Raw genomic sequence first — 20,489 nt, forward strand, 5'->3', positions numbered from 1 at the left:
CCCCGGGCCCGGGCTCCTATTCGAAGGCCGCGGCGGCCTCCTTCAGCGCGGCGGCGACGGCCTCGGGCGCGTCGGGGCCCGGGGCGCCGGGCCGGTAGGTGACGGAGCGGAGGCGGCCGGTGAAGCGGAAGGAGCGGTGACGTTCGTAGAGGGGCCAGGAGACCGGGGACTTGCGGTCGACGCCGACGCTGATGCCCTGGAAGGGAGCCATGCCGATCAGCTGGTGGACGCTGTCGGGCGCGGCCCGGTACTCGCCGTCGACGGTGACGGCGAACCGCCAGCGCAGGCCCTCCTCGGCGGTGGCGGTGACGAGGATCTCGTGCGGGCCGGGGCCGAGGGGTCCGGCGTCGGTCTCGTGGAGGGTGCCGTACTCGTTGTACGCGAGGACCAGGCGCCCGTCCTCCACGTACAGGCTGTAGCCGCCGCCCTGGTCGCCGTGGGAGACGAGGACCCCGTCGCCGGTCTCCTCGACGGCGACGGCGATCTCGAAGGAGCGCAGGGAGACGAGCCGGGAGGAGCGGTAGCGCTCCAGCTCGGGGGTGCCGGGGAGCAGGGTGAGGGGGCGGGAGAGGCGCTGTTCGGCGGGGTTGCGGCGGGCGAGGGCGCCGCTGTGGTCGGGCAGCGGGAAGACGCCGTAGCGCCAGGCGGCGTCCTCCCAGGCGGCCGACAGCTCCTTGACGAGCTCGGGGTGGTCGGCGGCGAGGTCGTGGATCTCGGTGGGGTCGGTCCTGATGTCGTAGAGGGCCCACTCGGAGTCGTCGTAGGGCGCGCCGGGGCGGTGCAGGGTGACGAGCTTGTGGCCGTCGCGGTAGTGGCTGCGGTTTCCGGTCATCTCGCAGTACTGCTCGGGATGGGTGGAGTCGTGGGCGGGGTCGGCGAGGACGGGGGTGAAGCTGACGCCGTCCGGCTCCTGGAGGGGGACGCCCCGGCGGCTCTCCGGCCGGGCGAGACCGGCGAGTTCGAGGAGGGTGGGGGCGATGTCGGTGACGTACTGGTACTGGGGGCGGAGCCCGGCGGCGAGCCGCCCGTCGCGGACGCCGTCCGGCCAGGACAGGACGAAGGGGACGCGGACGCCGCCGGCGTAGGTGTGGCCCTTGTAGAGGCGGAAGGGGGTGTTGGAGGCCATGCCCCAGCCGCGCGGGTAGTGGACGAGGCTGCGGGGGCCGCCGATCAGCTCGGGGTCGCGGTCGACGTCGGGGTCCCAGTCGCCGGGGAGGCGCGGGTGGTGGACGAACCGGCTGAAGTAGGAGCGGGTGCCCTCCGCGCCGCCCTCGCCGGTGCCGCCGTTGTCGGAGGTGAAGACGACGACGGTGTTGTCGAGTTCGCCGAGCGCGTCGAGGGTGGCGGTGAGCCGGCCGAGGTTCTGGTCGATGTTGTCGACGAGGGCCGCGTACACCTCCATGTAGCGGGCGTAGAGCCGCTGTTGCTCCTCGGTGAGGGAGTCCCAGGCGGGCACGTCGAGTCCGGCCTCGCTGTTGCGGGCGGGGAGTTCGGTGCCGGGCGGGAAGAGTCCGGCGGCGAGCTGGGCGGCGAAGCGGCGCTCGCGCAGGACGTCCCAGCCCTCGTCGTAGCGGCCCCGGTGGCGGGCGATGTCCTCGGCCCTGGCCTGGAGGGGGCCGTGGACGGCGTTGTGGGCGAGGTAGAGGAAGAAGGGCTTGTCGGGGTCGTGGGCGCGCAGCGACTTCACCATGGAGATCGCCTGGTCGGTGATGTCGTCGGTGTAGTAGTAGTCGTCGGGGAACTCGTCGATGTCGAGCGGGCTGTTGTCCCGGACGAGCTGGTGCGGGTGGAAGAGGCTGGTGAGACCCTCCAGGACGCCGTAGTACTGGTCGAAGCCCTTCTGGAGCGGCCAGTTGCCCCGGTGGTCGGCGGCGTTGGAGGCGGAGTCGCGGACCAGGTGCCACTTGCCGACGGCGTAGGTGGCGTACCCGGCGTCGTGGAGGAGTTCGGCGAGGGTGGGGATGTCGTCGGCGATCTCCATGCCGTAGCCGGGGAAGCCGGGGTCGGAGTTGGCGACCATGGCGTAGCCGACGCGGTGCGGGTTGAGGCCGGTGAGCAGGGCGGCGCGGGCCGGCGAGCAGAGCGGCATGGTGTGGTAGTTGGTGAGCCGCACGCCGTCGTCGGCGAGGGCGTCCAGGACCGGGGTGGGGATCTCGGAGCCGAAGGGGCCGATGTCGCTGAAGCCCATGTCGTCGACGAGGACGACGACGATGTTGGGGGCCTTGGCGGGCGGTGCGGTGCGGGCGGGCCAGGCGGGTTCGGACTCGGCGAAGGTGCGGCCGACGCGTCCGGCGAAGCCCTCGTAGGGGTCGCGGCGGGAGGCTGCGGGGTCGTGCGGGGTGCCGGTGGTCATGCGGGGGCGGGTCCTTCCGGGGTGAGCGAGCGGGCGACGCGGAAGCCGCCGTGGCCGGTCGAGGAGTCGGGCGTGTTGTGGGAGCGGGCGGCGACCCGGTAGCGGTTGCAGTGGGAGGAGTGGCAGAGGTAGGAGCCGCCGCGGATGACGCGCTCCCCGGGGGAGGCGGGCCCGAAGGCGTCGGCGCACCACTCCCAGACGTTGCCGGAGGTGTTGTACAGGCCGTGGCCGTTGGGTTCGTACGCGGCGACGGGGACGGTCCCGACGTGTCCGCCGGGCCGGTCGGAGCGGTGCGGGAAGTCCCCGAGCCAGGTGTTGCACCGCTCCCGGCCGCCGGGGGTGAGGTCGTCGCCCCACGGGTAGCGGGCGCCGTCGAGGCCGCCGCGCGCCGCGTACTCCCACTCGGCCTCGGTGGGCAGCCGGACGTCCGCCCAGGCGCAGTAGGCGAGGGCGTCGGCGTACGAGACGTGGACGACGGGGTGGTCGGCGCGGCCTTCGAGGTCGGAGCCGGGGCCCTCCGGGGCGTGCCAGGAGGCGCCTTCGACGCCGAGCCACCAGGGGGCCTGCGGGACCCGGCCGAGGACGTGGCGGGCGGCGGAGGGGCGGAGCAGGAGGTGGAAGACGAAGGAGGAGCCGAAGCGTTCGGCGTCGGTGCGGTGTCCGGTGGCCTCGACGAACCGCGCGTACCGCTCGTTGGTGACGGCGGTGGCGCCGATCGCGAAGGGCGCGACGGTCGCCTCCCGCACGGGCCCCTCGTGGTCGGCGGGATAGCCCTCGCCGAAGGAGTCGCCCATGCGGAAGGTGCCGCCGGCCAGTTCGAGCAGGGACTGGTCCGGCGGTGCGGTCCGCACGGTCGGCGGCGGGAGCAGCGCGACGGACGCCGGGGAGCCCCCGCCCGTACGGCTGCGGCCCGGGGTGCAGCAGGCGTTCACGCGGACACCGCCCCGGCAGTGGCGGGCACGGGCGCGGCCGTGACCGGTACGGGTTCGGGCGCGGCGGCGAGCAGCGCGCGGGTGTAGGGGTCGCGGGGCCGCTCGCACAGCTCGTCGGCGGCGCCGGTCTCCACGATCCGGCCCTCGTGCATCACGGCGATGCGGTGGCTGACCTGGCGGACCACGGCCAGGTCGTGGGCGATGAAGACGAGGGCGAGGCCCAGGTCGCGCTGGAGGTCGGTGAGGAGGCCGACGATCTGCGCCTGCACGGAGACGTCGAGCGCCGAGACGGGTTCGTCGCAGATGAGGACGGACGGCTCCGGGGCGAGCGCGCGGGCGATGCCGACGCGCTGGCGCTGGCCGCCGGAGAAGGAGCGCGGGTGCCGGTCGGCGGCGGCCGGGTCGAGGCCGACGAGGCGCAGCAGCTCCGCGACGCGCCCGGCCCGCTCGGCCGGGGCGACGGTCCCGAAGGCCCGCAGCGGCTCGGCGACGATCTCCCCCACGGTCATGCGCGGGTTGAGGGAGGCGTACGGGTCCTGGAAGACCATCTGGACGCGGCGGCGCACGGCGTGCAGCTCGGCGCGGCCGGGGCGGGTGACGTCCTGTCCGTCGAGGAGGATCCGGCCGCCGTCGGAGGGGTGGGCGTGGGCGAGGACCCGGGCGAGGGTGGACTTGCCGGAGCCGGACTCGCCGACGACGCCCAGGGTCTCCCCCGCCGCGAGGGTGAGGGAGACGCCGTCGAGGGCGGTGAAGGTGCGGCGGCCCCGGCCCCGGTACGTCTTGCGGAGCCCTTCGGCGGCCAGGACGACGGCGCCGGGCGCGGGCCGGTCGATCCGGGCGGGCGGCGGGGGCGGCGGCAGCGGCTCGGCGCGTTCGGCGGCGGGCAGGCAGGCCGCGCGGACGGTGTCGGTGAGGGCGGTGAGCGGCGGCGCGGTCGTGTGGCACCGGTCCTCGGCGAGGGCGCAGCGGGCGGCGAACGCGCAGCCGGCGAGGGGCAGGGAGAGGTCGGGCGGGGTGCCGGGGATGCCGGTGAGGCGGGTGCCGGAGGGCGCGGAGAGCCGGGGCACGGCGGCGAGGAGGCCGGCGGTGTAGGGGTGCCGGGGGCGGGTGAGGACCTCGGCGGTGGGGCCGTCCTCCACGACGGTGCCGCCGTACATGACGAGGACCCGTTCGCAGGCGCGGGCGACCACGCCCATGTTGTGGGTGATGAGGACGAGGGCGGTGCCGGTGGTGCGGGTGAGGTCGCCGAGGAGGGTGAGGATCTGGTCCTGGACGGTGGCGTCGAGGGCGGTGGTGGGCTCGTCGGCGAGGAGGACGTCGGGCTCGCCGGCGAGGGCCATGGCGATGAGGATGCGCTGGCGCTGGCCGCCGGAGAACTGGTGCGGGTGGTCGTCGAGGCGGCGCTCGGGGTCGGGGATGCCGACGAGGTGCAGGAGTTCGAGGGCGCGGGCGCGGCGGGCGGCCTTGTCGCGACGGGAACCTCCGGGGCGCCGGGCCGATGTGCCGGCGCCGGTACCGGCGTCGTTCGCGGTCGTGCGGTCCCGGTCGCCGTGCGCCCTGAGCACCTCGTCGAGGTGGCGGCCGATGGTGAGGACGGGGTTCAGGGCCGTCATCGGGTCCTGGAAGATCATGCCGATCCGTGCGCCGCGCACCTCCCGCAGTCGGTCCTCCGTGGCCGTGGCGAGGTCCTCCCCGTCGAGGAGGACGGAGCCGCCGGTGATCCGGCCGGTGCCGGGGAGCATCCGGAGCAGGGCCAGGGCGGTGGTGGACTTCCCCGATCCGGACTCGCCGACGACGGCGAGGGTCTCGCCCCTGCGGAGGGTGAAGGAGACGTCCCGGACGGCGTGCAGGGGCCGGCCGTCGGGGGTGGTGAACCCCACGTCCAAGCCCTGGACCTCGAGGAGCGGAGGGGTGGTCATCGGCGTATCTCCCGGTTCAGTGCCTCGGCGGTCAGGGAGAGGCCGAGGACGAGCGCGGTCACGGTCACGAGCGGTCCGACGGCGAAGTGCGGGGCCTGGGCCAGATAGGGCATGGACTGGCTGAGGACGGCGCCGAGGGTGGGGTCGGGCGGCCGGACGCCGACGCCGAGGAAGCTCATGGCGCCCTCGATGAAGACGGCGACGGTGAGGGAGACGGTGATCTGGACGACGAGCGGGTCGGCGGCGTTGGGCAGGATGTGCCGGGTGAGGATCCGGCCGCCGGAGGTGCCGCCGACGCGGGCGGCCGTCACGTACTCCCGGCCGCGCTGGACGAGGATCCCGGTGCGCAGCAGCCGTCCGAAGACGGGGATCTCGGCCAGGGCGATCACCGTGATCACGGGCAGCCGGCCGGGGCCGAGGATCGCCGTGATCGCGAGCGCCAGGATCAGTCCGGGGAAGGCCAGGATCAGGTCGAAGGCGCGCTGGACGACGGTGTCGGCGAGCGGGTGGGCGGCGGCGGCCAGGGCGGAGAGGCAGCCGAGGACGGCGCCGAGCGGCACGGCGATCGCGATGATGCCGAGGTCGGCGCGGATGCCGTGGAGCAGCCGGGACAGCAGGTCGCGGCCGAGGTCGTCGGTGCCGAGCGGGTGCCCGGGGGTGCCGGGCCCGGCGAGCGTCAGGGCGCTCTGGTCGGTGGGGCCGTGTCCGGAGAGCAGCGGGGCGAGGAGTCCGGCGAGGACGACCAGGCCGACGAGGGCGAGTCCGGTGCGGCCCCGGCCGGTGGCGAGGGCGGCCCGGTACGGGTGGCGGGGCCGGCGCGTGAGGGGCGGTGCGGTCTTCGTGAGGGTGGTCATGGCGGTCACTCCCACCTGATCCGGGGGTCGAGCCGGGCGTGGACGAAGTCGGTGAGCAGTTGGACGAGGACGAAGACGGTGACGAGGAGGAGCAGGAGGTCCTGGACGACGGGGTAGTCCCGGCGGACCAGGGCCTGTTCGGCGAGCTGGCCGAGGCCGGGCCAGGCGAAGATCGCCTCGACGAGGACGGCGCCGCCGAGGAGGTTGCCGGTCTGCATGCCGAGGAGGGTGACGACGGGCGGGAGCGCGTTCGGCAGGACGTGGCGCCACAGCAGCCGGCGGGGGGCGATGCCGGCGGCGGTGGCGGTGCGGACGTAGTCCTCGCCGAGGGCGCGTTCGATGCCGTCCTTGAGGTAGCGGCCGAGGACGGCGGCGCTGGGCAGGGCGAGGCAGAGGGCGGGCAGCAGCAGGTACTGGACGCCGAGGTCGGGTGCGGTGAGGAGGGGGATGCGGCCGCCCGGGGGCAGGACGCCGAGGAGGACGGAGAAGAGGAGGACGAGGAGGACGCCGGTGACGAAGGGCGGTACGGAGAGGGCGCCGGTGGTGAGGATCCGTACGGCGCCGCTCACCCAGCGGTTGCGGGAGGTGGCGCCGAGGATGCCGAAGGTGCCGCCGAGGACGACGACGAACAGCAGGGCGCCGAGGGTGAGTTCGGCGGTGGCGCCGAGTCCGTCGCCGATGAGGTCGGCGGTCTGTCCGCCGATGGCGTAGGACGGTCCGAGGTCGCCGGTGAGGAGGTCGCCGAGCCAGCGGAGGTACTGGGCGGGCAGGGGTTCGTCGAGGCCGAGGCGGGCCCGGATGGCGGCCTCGGTCTCGGCGCTCGCGTCGGGTCCGGCGAGGACGGCCGCCGGGTCGCCGGGGACGAGCCGGAGGACGGCGAAGACGACGAAGGAGGCGACGAGGAGGACGAGGAGCGCGGAGGGGAGCCTCCGCAGGAGGTAGCCGCGCACGTCAGCCCGCCAGGTAGGCGTTGTCGAGGTTGAGGTAGGAGAACTTGTTGAGGGTGACGCCGTGCAGCTTCTCGGCGGCGACCTGGACGGAGCCCCGGATGACGAGGTCGATGATGAACGCCTCGTCGAGGAGGGTGTCGGTGATCTGTTGCCGCAGGGCGTTGGCGCGGGCGCCGGCCCCGAGGGTGGTCCAGGCCTCGCGGACGACCTTGGTGTAGTGGGCGGAGCGGAACCTGGAGGTGTTCTTGGCCTCGTTGAAGGGATAGGCGCTGACGGCGAGGGTGGACGGCTGGACCTGGGCGAAGCCGTGGCTCATGGTCCAGAGGGCGGGCATGGACTGGGAGATGAGGTTCTTCTGGGCGGTGGCCGGGTCGGTGGGTTCGAGGGTGACGTGGACGCCGATCTGCTTGAGGTCGTACTGGACGGCCTCGGCCACGGCGGTGTCGCCGGGCAGGTTGATGTGGAGGAGCGGCAGGTCGAGCCTGGTGTGGCCGGCGGACTTGAGGAGTTCGCGGGCCTTGCCGGGGTCGTAGGTGTAGTGGGTGCGGGCGGCCTCGCTGAAGGCGGGCGAGGACTTGGGCCAGGGGGTGGCGGAGGCGAGTCCGTAGCCGCCGAGGACCTGCTTGAGGATGCGCTCGCGGTCGATGCCCCAGGCGAGGGCCTGTCGGACGGTCTTGTCGTTCAGCGGGGCGACGGTGGTGTTGACGCCGAGGTAGTGGGCGCCGCCGCCGGTGGAGTACTCGCTGATGACGAGGTCGGGGTGGGCGGCGAGGACGGCGAGGTTCCGGCCGGGGACGCCGTAGGAGAGCTGGGTCTGGCCGGTGCGCAGGGAGGAGAGGAGGGCGTCGGCCTGGGCGATGACGCGGAACTCGACGGCGTCCAGGTAGGGGCGGTCGGGCTGCCAGTACTTCTCGTTGCGGGTGAGGCTCAGTCCGGTGCCGGGGCTCCACTTGGTGAGCTCGAAGGGGCCGGTGCCGTTGAGCTTCCTGCCGGCGACGGCGTCCTCGACGCTGTGCCGGTCGGTGATGATCATGAACTCGAAGAGGTCGAACAGGTTGTTGACCGGGTGGGCGAGCTTGAGGACGAGTTCGTGGTCGCCGCGCTTCTCGAAGCCGGTGATCGCGGCGGCGGTGGCCCTCAACTGGGCGGCGCGGAGGGGGTTCTGGAGGTTCTTCACGGCGAAGATCACGTCGTCGGCGGTGAAGGGCCGGCCGTCGTGGTAGGTGACGCCGGTGCGCAGCTTGAGGGTGAGGGAGCGGCCGTCCTGCGCGTACTCCCAGGAGGTGGCGAGCTCCGGCTGCGGCTTGAGCCGGTCGTCGTAGCGGACGAGGGTGTTGTAGACCAGGCGCTGCTGGAGGGACTGGCCGCTCTGGGCGAAGAGCAGGCTGGGCGTGAAGTCCGAGTTGACGGCGACGGTGAGGGTGCCGCCGCGTCGGGGCGCCGCGGTCGCCTTGGCGCCGGGCTGCTCGGACTCGCCCTCGGCGACCGCCGAGCGGCAGCCCGCCAGACCGAGCCCGAGCAGCAGGGTGCCGCCGCCCGCGGCGCGCAGGGTGGTGCGCCGGGAGAGGGCGGTGGGCGTGGTGGGGTACAGCTCGGTCATCGATGCCTGCCTGTGAAAGGGGTGGGGTCCGCAGGGCGCGCGGAATTCTTTCCGCTGCGGAAGGAATGGGCCGCTAGGGGAGGGAGGAGGGTGCGCGGAGCCGAGTACGGGGGTACGCGGAACCGGACGCGGGGCACGGAGGGGTACGGCGACGGGGAACCGGAAGTCCACCGAACCGGCCAGGACTTGGGGACCGTCCGGCGGATCGGGGCCCGGGGCCCCTCATGTCACGGGGTCGTGGTGGCGCGACCGGTCGGCGGCCGGAGCGTCGGGGCGCTTGCCAGCCGTCGGCGACGGGGGTGCGGCGGGCGGCCCGGTCCGGGCGGGGCCGGTACGGGAGCGGTGCGGCCGGTGCGACGGCCGGCGCCGGGATCAGGCGCGGACGGCACAGACCGCGCTGGCCTGTCGACAGAGGTCGACGTGCCTGCGGGAGATGAGGCGCATGTCCGGATTCACGGGAGCAATATGGCAGTGGCTTCGCGGAGTGGTCAACCGGAGTTGACCGCATGCCGAGACGGCCTCACCCTCCCACCCCTGCGGGCAGGAGCTCTTCAAGGGTCTCAAGAGGCCTTCTGAACAGGTGATTCAGCAGAACCGTGCCCGCCGCTACGGGCAGCGTGGCCGGTCCGGCATGTGGACTGACGATGCGTCCGGGGTCGTCGCAGACGTGCGAGAGGTCGATCGCGGCGCCCCTGATCTCCTCCAGGTAGTCCGGTTCGATGACGCTGGCCTGCTCGGTCACGACGACCAGATCGGGGTTGAGGACGTCGAGCAGGAGGGCGACCGCGCGCCCGACGGCGCGGGCCCGTTCGCGCAGCAGCCGGTCGGCGCGCCGGTCCCCGGCCGCCGCCGCGTCCACCACGAGGGAGGTGTCCGGCTCGGGCACGATGCCGCGGCGCACTGCGGTCCGCCCGAGGGCGGTGTTCGAGGCGGTCGCCTCCAGGCAGCCCGAACGCCCGCACGGGCAGGGGACCGTGGAGTCCGGGACGGGCAGGTGCGCCACGTCGCCGGCCGCCGCCCCCGGTCCCTGGTGCACGACCCCGGCGAGTCCGACGGCCGCGTCCACGACGTTGCCGACGAAGAGGTGCACGAGGCTGCGGCGGGCGGCGGGCCGGCCGAAGAGGATCTCCGACTGGGCGATGGAACGGGCGTGGTTGTCCAGGCGCACGGTGCGCCCGCCGAGACCGGCGGCGAGTTCGGCGGCGAGCGGCCGGCGGCGCCAGCCGAGGGCGTCGTGGCGGACCACCACTCCTTCGGCGGGGTCCACCCGGCCGCCGATCGCGGCGCCGACCCCGAGCAGGGGGCGGCCCCGGGCGTGCGCGTCGAGGAAGCCGCCCAGCTCGCGGGCGAGTTCCCCGGGCAGGGCGTCGGGCGCGATGCCCTCGTGCGCGTGGGTGTGCCGGGCCAGGACCCGGCCGCGCAGGTCGACCAGGGCGAAGGTCGAGCCGGGGACGCCGAGGTGGACGCCGCCGACGACGGGCCCTCCGGTGGCGCCGACGTGCAGGTCGACGGGGATCCGGGGCCGCCCCACTCCCCCGCCCCCGGCGAGTTCGGGCAGCTCGCGCAGGAGGCCGAGCCGGGTGAGGTCGGTGGTCTGCCGGGAGACGGCGGCGGGGCTGAGGCCACAGAGCCGGGCGACGGCGCCGCGGGCGACGGGCCCGTGGTCGAGGACGGTCCGCAGGACGGTGGCGGCGTTCGCCTCGCGCCTGCCGTCCCCCGCCATCCGGGAGCCGTGCGGGGTGGTCGCGGTCATGGGTGCCTCTCTGCTCACTGTTGCGGCGGTGTGAAATCCCGGACGGCCGCCGAACGGGCCGCCGCTCGCCGCCGGGTACCGGCCGCGCCCCCCCGGGCGGAAGGGGATAGCCGCTGGTCGAAGGGGGTGCGCCGAGGTGCGGGAGGTCAGGCGGGCGGCACCGGGCAGGCGCCGATTCAACCACCGGGGGCGGCGGTTCGGGGAGCGGGCGGGCGCTTGACGCGTGGCGGCGGCCGCTGCGAGGCTCCGGGACATGTTCGCGACCTCCTCCTGTCCCGCCGCTCACGGCGCCTGACCTTCGCGACCCTCCGCGCGACCGGTGCGCCGGTCCCGCTCCCGTGACCCGGCCGCCGCCGGACCCGCCCCGTACCGCACCGGGGTCTTCACCCCGCTCCCGGTCCCGGCATCCGTACTCCTCCGGTCAACGGCGTACGCCTCCGGTCCGGCCGCTTCGTCGGCTCATTGCTTCCGCTCCGAGATTAATTCCTCCGGGCCCGCTCCCGGACTCCCGAAAGGACTCGTCATGTCGACCGCCACCACCGCCCCCGAGGTCCAGAAGATCACCGTCCGGAAGGTCGGCGGCCGCTTGGGCGCCGTCATCTCCGGCGTGCGGCTCGGCGGCGACCTGCCCGCCGAGACCGTCGCCGAGATCCGCGCGGCGCTCCTGGCCCACAAGGTCGTCTTCTTCCGCGGCCAGGACCACCTGGACGAGGAGGCCCACGAGGCCTTCGGCCGGCTTCTCGGCACGCCCGTCGCCCACCCCACCGTCCCCTCCGCCGACGGCCGCTACTCGCTGCCGATCGACTCGGACTTCGGCGGCCGGGCCAACCAGTGGCACACCGACGTCACCTTCGTCCCGGCCTACCCGGCCTTCTCGATCCTGCGCGCGGTCGTCGTCCCGCCGTACGGCGGCAACACCCTGTGGGCGAACACGGCGACCGCGTACGAGAGCCTCCCCGAGCCGCTGCGGGTCCTGGCCGACAGCCTGCGCGCGGTGCACTCCAACGACTACGACTACGCGGCCCTGCGTCCCGGCGCCCTGCCCGAGCAGATCGCGCGCTTCCGCGAGATCTTCTCCTCCACGAAGTTCCTGACCGAGCACCCGGTCGTGCGGGTCCACCCGGAGACCGGCGAGCGGACGCTGCTGCTCGGCAACTTCGTCCAGCGGATCAGCGGTCTGACGGGCGCCGACTCCCGTGACCTGTTCTCCCTCTTCCAGCGGCACGTCGAGCGTCCGGAGAACACCGTCCGCTGGCAGTGGCAGGTCGGCGACGTCGCCATCTGGGACAACCGCGCCACTCAGCACTACGGCGTGGACGACTCCGACGAGCACGACCGCAAGCTGCGCCGGGTGACCATCGACGGCGACGTGCCGGTCGGCGTGGACGGGCACTCCTCGACGCTGCTCGCGCCCGAGTCCGTGCCGGACCCGGCGTTCGGCATCCCCTCCGGCGCCTCGACGGCGGACGCGGCGGCGCCCCCGGCCACCGGTGCGGCCGGGGAGTGAGGGACGGGGCCGGTCGGGTCCTCCCGGGGGCGGGCGTGCCTCCGGGGGCCGAGCCGGCCCCCGGCAGTCGGGCGGGCTCCGGATGTCAGGCGGGTTTGGCGTAGTCGCCGAAGCCCGCCCAGTCGAGGACCACGCACGGCTCGTCGTCGAGGACCCACGCGTCATGACCGGGCTCGACCTGCATGAAGTCGCCCGGTCCGAACTCCTCGGTCTCCCCGTCGTCCATGACGACCTTCATCCGGCCGCTGACGACGTACCCGACGTGCGCGGCCCGGCAGCTGTCGGTGCCCGCGATCGGTTTGACGTGCTTGGTCCACTGCCAGCCCGGCTCGAACACGGCGCGCCCGACCGGGCCGCGCACGCCGGTCAGCAGGTCGAGCCTGCCCTTGCCGTCCTCGAAGGGACGGGTCTCGTCCGCCGAATCGAAGCTTCTCCGTACGATGCCGGCCATCTTCCGCTCCCGGCGCTCAAAGGTCGATTCCCCGAGTTCCCTTCCAGGCTACGCCGGTCCCCGGTGATCGGGCAGCCCTCTCCAATGGCCCGCTTCGGTGGCCCTCTTTGGTGGAACCCGGCACATCGGAACCATGAATTCTGTGCACATTCCCCAGGGGACAGAACTACACATAAAGGCCAGATAAGAGCACAATGAAACAGCGGCGCAATTCGCCGCAAGAGCGGCCTGACACGCATGACGCCAGAAGGAGGCGAGTCACATGGCCGACGTCTCTCATCGCCACGGTGACATCTCGGGTCACCCCGACGCACCGGAAATGCGGGACCGATACGCCCGAATGCTCCAGACCCGAGGCGTGGCGGCGGTCGAGGAACTCGTGATCCTCGCCGGGGTCTACGCCGCGATCTCGGCGTGGACGGTCCACTTCGCCGCGGCCCGACCGGAACTCGCCATCAGCAACCTGGTCGTGGGCATCGGCATCGCGGTCCTCGGCCTGTGCATGTCGATGGTCCCGGAGCGCTCGCAGGACCTGAACTTCGTCGTCCTGCTGCTCGGCGCGTGGCTGATCGTCTCGCCGTGGGTGGTCACACGGGGCCCCGACACGGGCATGATCCTCAGCAACGTCATCACCGGCGCGTGCGTCTGCCTGTTCGCCCTCACCGCGGGCGGACTGCTCATGAGCAAGAACAAGGGGAGGACATGACGTCCCACTCCTCTCCGTCCCCCCGCTGACCTCGTCCGCAACGGCGGCACCTCAACTCCCGTGAGGTGCCGCCGTTCGCTGTCCCCCACAGGTGAACCGCAATCGCACGGTAACGAATTGACCCACATGCTTTCGGCCACATAAGTTCTGCGTAAAGCTTGCTCCACAGGGACAGGCTCCCGCTCGCATACCCAGTCCTTGGGGGGACAAAGTGAACTGGTACCTCGACGTTCTCAAGAAGTACGCGGTGTTCAGCGGCCGGGCGCGCCGCAAGGAATTCTGGATGTTCCAGCTGTTCAACATGATCGCGGCCATCATCCTCATCACCGTCGACATGCTGCTCGGCACCTATCCGCTGCTGTACGGCATCTACGCCCTTGGCATCTTCCTGCCCTCCCTCGGCCTGTCCGTCCGCCGCCTCCACGACACCGGCCGTTCCGGCTGGTGGCTCCTCATCGGCCTGGTCCCGTTCGTCGGCGGCATCGTCCTGTTCGTCTTCACCGTCCTCGAGGGCGAGCAGCAGCAGAACGCGTACGGCCCGAACCCGAAGCTGGCCCCGGCCTACTGACGGTCCCCGCACCGACGCACCACACCGTGCCCGTGGCCCCCGGAGGATTCCTCCGGGGGCCACGGCCGTGTCACGGCCCGGCCGGGTCCGCGCGGGCCGCGTCGAGTTCGGCCCGGTCGGGCGGCTGCGCCCCGGCCCGGGAGACGGTGACGGCCGCCGCCGCCCCGGCCCGGGCGAGCAGTCCGGCCAACTCCCCGGCGGAGAGCGCGCCGAGGGCCGCCCGGTCCCGCGCGGCCGTCGCGTCCAGGACGGCGGACATGAACGAGTCGCCCGCGCCGACGGTGTCGACGACGTCCACCGGGGGCGCCCCGGCGGCGACCGTGTGGTACCGGGTGACGGCGAAGGAGCCGGCCGCGCCCCGGGTGACCAGGACGACCGCGGGGCCGAGATCCAGCCAGCGGGCGGCGACGGCCTCCGGGGCCTCCCCCGGGTACAGCCAGGCCAGGTCCTCGTCGCTCGCCTTGACCAGGTCCGCGAGGGCGACGCAGCCTTCGACCCGGGCGACGGCCGGGCCGTGCTCCCCCATCAGTTCGGGCCGCACGTTGGGGTCGTAGCTGACCGTGGCCCGGTCGCGGAACCGCTCGGCCCCGGCGAGGACGGCCGCCGCGCCGGGGTCGGTGACGGCCGCGATCGAGCCGATGTGCACGTGGCCGGGCGCCTCCGACGACAGCGCCCCCGCCTCCAGCGTCCAGGCGATGTCGAAGGCGTAGGCCGCCCGGCCCTCCGCGTCGAGGCCCACGACCGCCGACGGGGTCCGCTCCGGGAGGCCGCCGACCTCCACCCGTACGCCCGCGCCCCTCAGATGAGCCCCGATCAGGTGCCCGTGGGGGTCGTCGGCGAGCTGGGTGAGCAGGGTGACGTCCCGGCCGAGGCGGGCCAGTCCGTACGCGACGTTGGCGGGGCTGCCGCCGGGGTGGACGCGGTCGGCGGCGCCGGAGCCCGCGGGCGCGCGGACGACGTCGGCGACGCACTCGCCGATCACCAGGAAGGACATGGGGCAGAGCTCCTCGGCGTAGGGGTTCCGGTGGCCGGGCCCGTCGCCGGCGGACCGGCCGTTTCCCGGCTGCCGACCGTATCCCGGTCACCGTCCGCGTTCCGGCACGGGGGAAGGGCCTCGTGGACCTCAGGCCGCCCGGCTGTCCCGTCGCCGCCGGTACAGCACCTGGTGGGCGTCCCACTCCACGAAGGACTCGACGTGCTCCAGGCCGACGGCCTCCAGGAGCCGGCGGGAACGGTGGTTGGCCTCCTGGGTGACCGCGACGACGCTCGGCGCGGTCTCCAGGACCCGCGCGACGGCCGCACCGACCGCCTCGCGCGCGTAACCGTGTCCCCAGTGCTCGGGCAGGAACTGGTACGAGACCTCCGTCTCCCCGTCCCGTCCGCCGTCCTCCACCGTGACGAGTCCGAGGAGGACGCCGTCCTCGGCGCGGACCACGGCGTGGAAGCCGGGCGCCCCGACGATCCGCCGCTGCCGGATGCGGATGACGGGCGCGGTGACCGGGCCGCCGAGGTGGCGCCGTACGTCGGGATCGGTCCACAGCCGCGTCACGGCCGGGACGTCGCCGCCGCGGACGGGCCGCAGCAGCAGCCGCTCGGTGCGGAGCGGCGGCCACGGCGCCGGGGCCTGGGCCGCGCTCGGTGAGGTGGACACCGTTCCATCCTCTCAGCCCGTCGCGGAGCGGGGACCCGGGCCCTGGTGCCGGACGTCAGACGCGGTGCACGGTGTGGAGCTTCACCGCGTACGTGCCCGTGCCGTCCAGGGTGGAGGCTCCTCCCAGGTCCGCCATGGTGGGTCCGTTGCAGGTCTTGCGGCTGGAGAGGAAGCGGCGCTTCCCGGTCGTGTCCCCGCCCAGGTAGATGCCGACGTGGTCGACCGTGGCGGTCTGGCCGTCGTCGCCCGAGTCCGCGTTGAAGAGGACCAGGTCGCCCGGCTGGAGCCGGGCCGCGGCCGGCGGGGCGCCGCCGGCCGTCCGGTCGACGCGGACGCCCGGCGCGTGCTCCGCCATGTCGCGGGACTTGCGGGGCAGCCGGGTCCCGGAGGTGTCCGCCCCGGCCGCCAGGGGGACGCCGTGGTGGTGGCCGAAGACCATCCGGGTGTAGCCGGAGCAGTCCAGGTTGCCGACCTGCTTGGTCGACGGGCCGGTGTACGTGCCGTCCGGGAAGGTCCAGCCGAGGTTCATGTACTCGTGGAAGTCGGCGCCCTCGTAGCGGTTGCCCTGCGGGTCGAGGTGGCCGTAGCCGGCGCGGCCGAGGACCTGCCGGCCCGCCGCCGGGCCGGTCCCCGCGGTCACGGCCGGGCCGCCCGGCAGGAACATCGCCGCGCAGGCGAGCACGTCGGGCGCGGTGGAACCGGCCCAGGACCGGATCCGGGCCTCCAGCTCCGGCGTCCAGGTGCCGTCGAACGGGTGGTCCAGGACGCGCACCCAGTCGGTGTGGGTGACGGTCGGCGGGGCCTCCCAGGTCGCGTCGGTCACCTCGAAGCGGCTCACGGTCAGCTTGACCGGCAGGTTGGTGCAGCCGTCGTTGGCGAGGGCGCGCAGCCCCACCCGCCCCTTGCCGAAGGCGGCGTCGTTCGTCTCGACGGTCCAGGCGGCGGGCTCGGCGGCGGCCGTGCGCCAGGCCTTGGCCCTGATGGCGGTGCCCTCGCGGCGGACCCGTATGGTCCACGCGGTGCCGGCGGCGACTCCGGTGGCCAGGGGGACGGCCGGCGCCAGTTGCGTGACGGTGTCGGCGACCTCCTTCTCGACGCGGAGCTCGACCGCGCCCGAGGTCGTGAACGACAGCCGGGCCCGGTAGTTGTTGTGCGTGTCCTGGTAGCCGAAGGACAGGGCGTACGAACACGCCTGGCCGGTGGGGACCTTGTCGAAGGAGGCCGTCGCGCGCACGTCGACGTCGGTGATCTCGCCGTCGCGGACGCTGGCGTGGCGGCTCGCGTAGTCCGTGGTCAGCTTGATGACGCCGGCGCCGGGGGTGACCGCGTAGTCGCCGGCCGGGCCGCCGAGGGTGGTCCAGCCGCCACCGCCGGGCGCGGTGCCCCAGTACACGCGGTCGGCCTCGGGGAGCGCCGGGTCCGGCAGGGTGCGCTGGAAATCGTCGGCGAAGGGCCGCTTGTCCTCGGTGAAGGTGCGCTCGGGGCCGGGGAGGAGCACCGTGCGGGCGCCGTGCGTCAGGAGCGCGACGCGTCTGCCGCCGGAGGTGACCTCGGTGCGGGCCGGGGTGCCGGGCAGTACGGCGGTGTCGAGCGCGCCGAGGGCCGTGGCGGCGAACCAGTCGGCGCCGAGGGGGGCGACCGTCACGGAGGAGCGGGGGCCGCCGAGGCCGGCCGGGAGGGCGACGCCCGCGGGGGCGGCCGCCTGCGCGGCGCGGGCCGGGGAGGCGGCCAGCGGGACGAGGGGAACGGCTGCCGCGGTGGCGGTCAGCGCGGTGAGCAGGGTGCGCCGGGAGGTGCCGCCGCTGGGGGAAGTACGAGTCATGGGGTCATCATCCGGACCGTCCGGCGGCGGCGTTCGACCGGGGGACCGAACACCGGGGGTGGTGCCGGCGGATCCTCCGCGCAGCGGACCTCGCACACGCTTCCGCGAGCGTCGAACTGTCGTCCACGCCCCTCCCGCCCTCGCGCCCCCGCCCCGCCGATTCGGCGTCCGCGCACCGCCTTTCACCGGGTTCCGCCCCTCGGCGAGAGGCGACCACCGGGCCTTTGGCATATGTCAGGAGCACCACCGGATCGAGTGTTGCCAAACCTCTTACGAGCCGTCGCGGGCTGTGCAACAGTCGTACACGGGCCCCTTCTTGACCTGTGGCCGCGCCGCGCCTGTATCGGAGTACGACATGCCGTCCCCTCTGTTCGCGGACCGTCCCGCCCAGCCGCCGGAGCCGGGCGCGGTGGACGCGCTGATCTCGCAGACCCGCCGCCTGCGCGGCGAGGTCGACGCCGTCCGCCGGGACGCCGCGGCGGACGAGGACGACCCGCGGCAGCGGTGGCAGCGCGCCCTGTGCGACCTCGCCGTGCACCAGCTCGACGACCTCGGCGCCCAGCTGGGGCAGTTGCGGGCGGGCGTCCCGGTGGAGGTCCAATCGGGGACGGAGACCGGCGGAGAGGCCGTCCGGGACGCGGACTTCGCGACCGATCCCGGCACCGCGTACGGCGCGGCCGCACCGGCGCGCACCGGCGCGCTGCTCTCCCGGGTCGGCAGCGCCGAGTGGAACCTGCTCACCGACGAGGTCAGCTGGTCCGAGGAGCTGTACCAGATCTTCGGCCGCACCCGCGAGACCGGCCCGATGTCGCTCGACGAGATGCCCACGATGGTCTTCGCCGAGGACCAGCCCCTCCTCCAGGGGATGGTGACGGACTGCCTGATCGACGGGAAGCCGATCGACGGCGAGTTCCGGATCGTACGGACCGACGGCCGGGTGCGCACCGTCCACATGACCGGCGAGCCCGTCCTCGACGCCGACGGCTGCACCGCCTCCATGTGGGCCGTCCTGCGCGACGTCAGCGAACTGCGGCGCAGCGAGCGGGCGGTCAGGGAGAGCCGGGCGGGCCTGGAGCGCAGCCGGGACATCGAGCGCACCGAGCGCCGGATCGCCGTCGAGCTCCAGGAAGCCGTCCTGCCGCCCTGGCGCGGCTCGCTGCACTTCGCCCACGACGGGCCGGCCCCGCTCGACGTGGCCGCGCACTACCTCCCGGCCGCCAGCACCGGACTGATCGGCGGCGACTGGTACGACGCACTCGCGCTGCCGGACGGGAACGCCCTGCTGACCGTCGGCGACCTGACCGGCCACGGGGTCGCCGCGACCTCCTCGATGGCGATGCTCCTCGGCGCGCTGCGCGGCATGGCCGTCGCCGGGATCCGGCCGGCCGCCCTGATGGGCCACCTCAACCAGCTCCTGGAGACCTCCGTACAGCCCGCGCTCGGCAGCGCCATGTGCTGCCGGTACGACCCCGTCGCCCAGACCCTGACCTGGGCGCAGGCCGGCCACCCCGCCCCGCTGCTCTTCCGCGACGGGACGGGGCGTGCCCTCCGGCGGCCCGAGGGCGTCCTCCTCGGGGCGACGGGCGGCACCGCGTACGACGAGGCCGAGACCCGGCTGCTCCCCGGCGACCTGCTCGTCCTGCACACCGACGGGCTGACCCGGGGCAGCGGCGCGCACGACGACGACACGGGCGCGCGGCGGCTGCTCGCCCTCGGCCCCCGGCTCGCCGGGGCGCGGGACGCGCGGGAGGGCGTGCGGACGGTGGTCGAGGAGTTCGGCGAGGAGTCGCGCGAGGACGACGCCTGCGTGATGGTGGTCCGGGTCGGCCACTGAGCCGGACCCGTGAACGGCGGCCCCGGTCCCCGGTCCCTTCGGGGGCCGGGGATCAGGCCTGTCCGGGCCTCGGGTGGTTCACCGGCGACCGGGACAGGGCCAGCTCGATCTCCTCCCGCAGGACGTCGGTCCTGGCGTAGTCGGCGTACTGGCCGGTGAGCCGGTACATCTCCCGCAGCCGGTCCCAGGTCCGGTGGGAGGAGGTCTCCCCCATGGACGTGAGGGCGAGCCGGGCGTACCGGTCGGCCTGCTCCGGGTCGTCGGCGATGAAGCAGGCCGAGGCCAGGGAAATGTGGTCGAAGAGCTTGGACCGCTCGTGTCCCTTGCTCCGCAGTTCGAGCGCCAGCTTGGCGTGGCGCTGCGCGGGGATCGCGGCGGTCGGGTCGTGGTCGGCGAGGGTGCGGTAGGCGAGGGCCTCCATGCCGTGCATGTCGGCCTCGTCGAAGTTCTGCATCCAGTCCGGCGTCGCCTCGTCGCGCCGGTCCGACACGAACAGGTCCTCGGCCTCGCCGAGGGTGCGGCGCATGGCCTGCCCCCGGCCCATCGACGCCTGCGCCCAGGCCTCGATGGTGTGGAACATGGCGCGGGTCCTGGGCAGCAGCCGGTCGCCCGAGCCCGTCTTGGCGAGCTTCATCAGGTCGAGGGCGTCGTCGGGGCGGCCCAGGTGCACCATCTGGCGGGCGGCGCGGGACAGCGCCTCGCCGGCCCGGGGCCGGTCGCCGCTCTCGCGGGCCGCGTGGGCGGCGATGACGAAGTACTTCTGCGCCGTGGGTTCGAGGCCGACGTCGTGGGACATCCAGCCCGCGAGGACGGCCAGGTTGGCGGCGACGCCCCACAGGCGCCGCTGGAGGTGGTCGGCGTGGCGGTAGGCGAGCATGCCGCCCACCTCGTTGAGCTGGCCCACCACGGCCTTGCGCTGGAGACCGCCGCCCCGGGAGGCGTCCCAGGCGCGGAAGACCTGCACCGAGTGCTCCAGGGCCTCGATCTCCTCCGACCCGATGGGGGCGGCCTCGTAGCGGTCGAACCCGGCGGGGTCGGCGTGGAGGGGATCGACGGCACGCGGAACGGCGCCCGGGCGGGCGGGGTCGGTCTGCAGCCAGTCGTGCATGGCGTTGCTGAGTACGGAGCCGGCGGCGAGCGCGGCACCCGCGCCCACCAGGCCGCGTCGGTTGAGCATGAGGTCCATTCCCGTGAATTCGGTGAGGACCGCCGCCGTACGATCGGGTGGCCAGGGCAGTTGGTCAGGGTTCTCCGTCTTGCCGACGTCCTGCCGTTTCCCGGCGCGCCCGTGTCGTACGAACCCGAGGTCCTCGATGGTCACGACACGGCCGAGTCGCTCGGTGAACAGTGCTGCCAGCACCCGGGGGACGGGATCGCGCGGGGTCTCGCCCCGGTCGATCCACCGCCGCACCCGCGAGGTGTCGGTCGCCAGCTGGGGGTGGCCCATGGCCGCCGCCTGCCGGTTGACGAGCCTCGCGAGTTCGCCCTTGGACCAGCCGGCCAGGCCGAACAGGTCTGCCAGGCGGGTGTTGGTTTCTCCGGTCACGTCTAAGCCCCCAGGTTCTCGGCTGAGTTGACAGTAACCCCCT

The 20,489-nt window shown here is 74.0% G+C and carries 17 protein-coding genes; 4 read left to right on the forward strand and 13 right to left on the reverse strand.

Annotated elements, in window-relative coordinates; all coding sequences use genetic code 11:
• Nucleotides 1–16 precede the first annotated feature (16 nt).
• The 8 genes from CP977_RS03000 to CP977_RS03030 form a co-directional block, all read right to left on the reverse strand.
• Nucleotides 17–2,353, reverse strand: a complete 2,337-nt coding sequence (locus CP977_RS03000) for an arylsulfatase (RefSeq protein ID WP_152369558.1) — start codon at nucleotides 2,351–2,353, stop codon at nucleotides 17–19.
• Nucleotides 2,350–3,285 carry a formylglycine-generating enzyme family protein gene (locus tag CP977_RS03005; protein ID WP_229991495.1) on the reverse strand — a complete coding sequence of 312 codons (936 nt, stop codon included), beginning with the start codon at nucleotides 3,283–3,285 and terminating at the stop codon, nucleotides 2,350–2,352. Before CP977_RS03005 ends, CP977_RS03000 begins: the two co-directional genes overlap by 4 nt.
• Entirely contained in the window at nucleotides 3,282–5,204 is a 1,923-nt protein-coding gene (locus CP977_RS03010; protein WP_104860615.1) for an ABC transporter ATP-binding protein, read from the reverse strand. Before CP977_RS03010 ends, CP977_RS03005 begins: the two co-directional genes overlap by 4 nt.
• Nucleotides 5,201–6,058 (reverse strand): ABC transporter permease, encoded by an 858-nt coding sequence (locus tag CP977_RS03015; protein WP_062759136.1) that lies wholly within the window; start codon nucleotides 6,056–6,058, stop codon nucleotides 5,201–5,203. Before CP977_RS03015 ends, CP977_RS03010 begins: the two co-directional genes overlap by 4 nt.
• Before the next feature lie 5 nt (nucleotides 6,059–6,063).
• A complete protein-coding gene (locus tag CP977_RS03020) occupies nucleotides 6,064–7,008 on the reverse strand; it encodes an ABC transporter permease (protein WP_152369559.1) in 945 nt (314 codons plus the stop codon).
• 1 nt (nucleotide 7,009) lies between these two features.
• Complete coding sequence (locus tag CP977_RS03025) at nucleotides 7,010–8,608, reverse strand: ABC transporter substrate-binding protein (protein WP_152369560.1); 1,599 nt, start codon at nucleotides 8,606–8,608, stop codon at nucleotides 7,010–7,012.
• Between the two features lie 372 nt (nucleotides 8,609–8,980).
• Entirely contained in the window at nucleotides 8,981–9,052 is a 72-nt protein-coding gene (locus CP977_RS35460) for a putative leader peptide (protein ID WP_313896399.1), read from the reverse strand.
• 76 nt (nucleotides 9,053–9,128) lie between these two features.
• Nucleotides 9,129–10,361 carry an ROK family transcriptional regulator gene (locus CP977_RS03030; protein WP_152369561.1) on the reverse strand — a complete coding sequence of 411 codons (1,233 nt, stop codon included), beginning with the start codon at nucleotides 10,359–10,361 and terminating at the stop codon, nucleotides 9,129–9,131.
• Nucleotides 10,362–10,884: 523 nt separating this feature from the next.
• On the opposite strand from CP977_RS03030, the gene CP977_RS03035 reads away from it, so the two are divergent.
• Nucleotides 10,885–11,868, forward strand: a complete 984-nt coding sequence (locus CP977_RS03035; protein WP_152369562.1) for a TauD/TfdA dioxygenase family protein — start codon at nucleotides 10,885–10,887, stop codon at nucleotides 11,866–11,868.
• 85 nt (nucleotides 11,869–11,953) lie between these two features.
• Here CP977_RS03035 and CP977_RS03040 read toward each other — a convergent pair whose 3' ends face one another.
• A complete protein-coding gene (locus CP977_RS03040) occupies nucleotides 11,954–12,319 on the reverse strand; it encodes a cupin domain-containing protein (RefSeq protein WP_062757259.1) in 366 nt (121 codons plus the stop codon).
• Nucleotides 12,320–12,659: 340 nt separating this feature from the next.
• On the opposite strand from CP977_RS03040, the gene CP977_RS03045 reads away from it, so the two are divergent.
• Both CP977_RS03045 and CP977_RS03050 read left to right on the forward strand, forming a co-directional pair.
• The gene (locus CP977_RS03045; protein WP_229991494.1) at nucleotides 12,660–13,025 is read left to right on the forward strand and encodes an SPW repeat protein; all 366 of its coding nucleotides are present in this window, start codon (nucleotides 12,660–12,662) and stop codon (nucleotides 13,023–13,025) included.
• A gap of 211 nt (nucleotides 13,026–13,236) precedes the next feature.
• Entirely contained in the window at nucleotides 13,237–13,593 is a 357-nt protein-coding gene (locus tag CP977_RS03050) for a DUF805 domain-containing protein (RefSeq protein WP_062757261.1), read from the forward strand.
• 70 nt (nucleotides 13,594–13,663) lie between these two features.
• Here CP977_RS03050 and CP977_RS03055 read toward each other — a convergent pair whose 3' ends face one another.
• The 3 genes from CP977_RS03055 to CP977_RS03065 all read right to left on the reverse strand — a co-directional run bounded on the left by CP977_RS03055 (nucleotide 13,664) and on the right by CP977_RS03065 (nucleotide 17,066).
• Nucleotides 13,664–14,587, reverse strand: coding sequence for a carbohydrate kinase family protein (locus tag CP977_RS03055; protein ID WP_152369563.1), 924 nt, complete (start codon nucleotides 14,585–14,587; stop codon nucleotides 13,664–13,666).
• Nucleotides 14,588–14,716: 129 nt separating this feature from the next.
• A complete protein-coding gene (locus tag CP977_RS03060; RefSeq protein ID WP_062757263.1) occupies nucleotides 14,717–15,244 on the reverse strand; it encodes a GNAT family N-acetyltransferase in 528 nt (175 codons plus the stop codon).
• A 55-nt stretch (nucleotides 15,245–15,299) separates the two neighbouring features.
• Complete coding sequence (locus CP977_RS03065; protein ID WP_152369564.1) at nucleotides 15,300–17,066, reverse strand: NlpC/P60 family protein; 1,767 nt, start codon at nucleotides 17,064–17,066, stop codon at nucleotides 15,300–15,302.
• Nucleotides 17,067–17,421: 355 nt separating this feature from the next.
• Between CP977_RS03065 and CP977_RS03070 the strand changes: the two genes are divergently transcribed.
• Nucleotides 17,422–18,900 (forward strand): PP2C family protein-serine/threonine phosphatase, encoded by a 1,479-nt coding sequence (locus CP977_RS03070; RefSeq protein ID WP_109186365.1) that lies wholly within the window; start codon nucleotides 17,422–17,424, stop codon nucleotides 18,898–18,900.
• Nucleotides 18,901–18,952: 52 nt separating this feature from the next.
• Here the strand turns inward: CP977_RS03070 and CP977_RS03075 are convergent, their stop codons facing one another.
• Complete coding sequence (locus CP977_RS03075; RefSeq protein WP_062757265.1) at nucleotides 18,953–20,446, reverse strand: DNA-binding protein NsdB; 1,494 nt, start codon at nucleotides 20,444–20,446, stop codon at nucleotides 18,953–18,955.
• Nucleotides 20,447–20,489: the final 43 nt, after the last annotated feature.

It is taken from the genome of Streptomyces cinereoruber (assembly GCF_009299385.1).
In the GTDB taxonomy this organism is placed as follows: Bacteria; Actinomycetota; Actinomycetes; order Streptomycetales; family Streptomycetaceae; genus Streptomyces; species Streptomyces bikiniensis.

Bases quoted from the DNA above. Each gene is read 5' to 3' on its own strand.
- CP977_RS03000 (WP_152369558.1), bottom strand. From the start codon at position 2,353: ATGACCACCGGCACCCCGCACGACCCCGCAGCCTCCCGCCGCGACCCC.
- CP977_RS03010 (WP_104860615.1), bottom strand. From the start codon at position 5,204: ATGACCACCCCTCCGCTCCTCGAGGTCCAGGGCTTGGACGTGGGGTTC.
- CP977_RS03015 (WP_062759136.1), bottom strand. From the start codon at position 6,058: ATGACCACCCTCACGAAGACCGCACCGCCCCTCACGCGCCGGCCCCGC.
- CP977_RS03025 (WP_152369560.1), bottom strand. From the start codon at position 8,608: ATGACCGAGCTGTACCCCACCACGCCCACCGCCCTCTCCCGGCGCACC.
- CP977_RS03030 (WP_152369561.1), bottom strand. From the start codon at position 10,361: ATGACCGCGACCACCCCGCACGGCTCCCGGATGGCGGGGGACGGCAGG.
- CP977_RS03035 (WP_152369562.1), top strand. From the start codon at position 10,885: ATGTCGACCGCCACCACCGCCCCCGAGGTCCAGAAGATCACCGTCCGG.
- CP977_RS03040 (WP_062757259.1), bottom strand. From the start codon at position 12,319: ATGGCCGGCATCGTACGGAGAAGCTTCGATTCGGCGGACGAGACCCGT.
- CP977_RS03045 (WP_229991494.1), top strand. From the start codon at position 12,660: ATGCTCCAGACCCGAGGCGTGGCGGCGGTCGAGGAACTCGTGATCCTC.
- CP977_RS03055 (WP_152369563.1), bottom strand. From the start codon at position 14,587: ATGTCCTTCCTGGTGATCGGCGAGTGCGTCGCCGACGTCGTCCGCGCG.
- CP977_RS03065 (WP_152369564.1), bottom strand. From the start codon at position 17,066: ATGACTCGTACTTCCCCCAGCGGCGGCACCTCCCGGCGCACCCTGCTC.
- CP977_RS03070 (WP_109186365.1), top strand. From the start codon at position 17,422: ATGCCGTCCCCTCTGTTCGCGGACCGTCCCGCCCAGCCGCCGGAGCCG.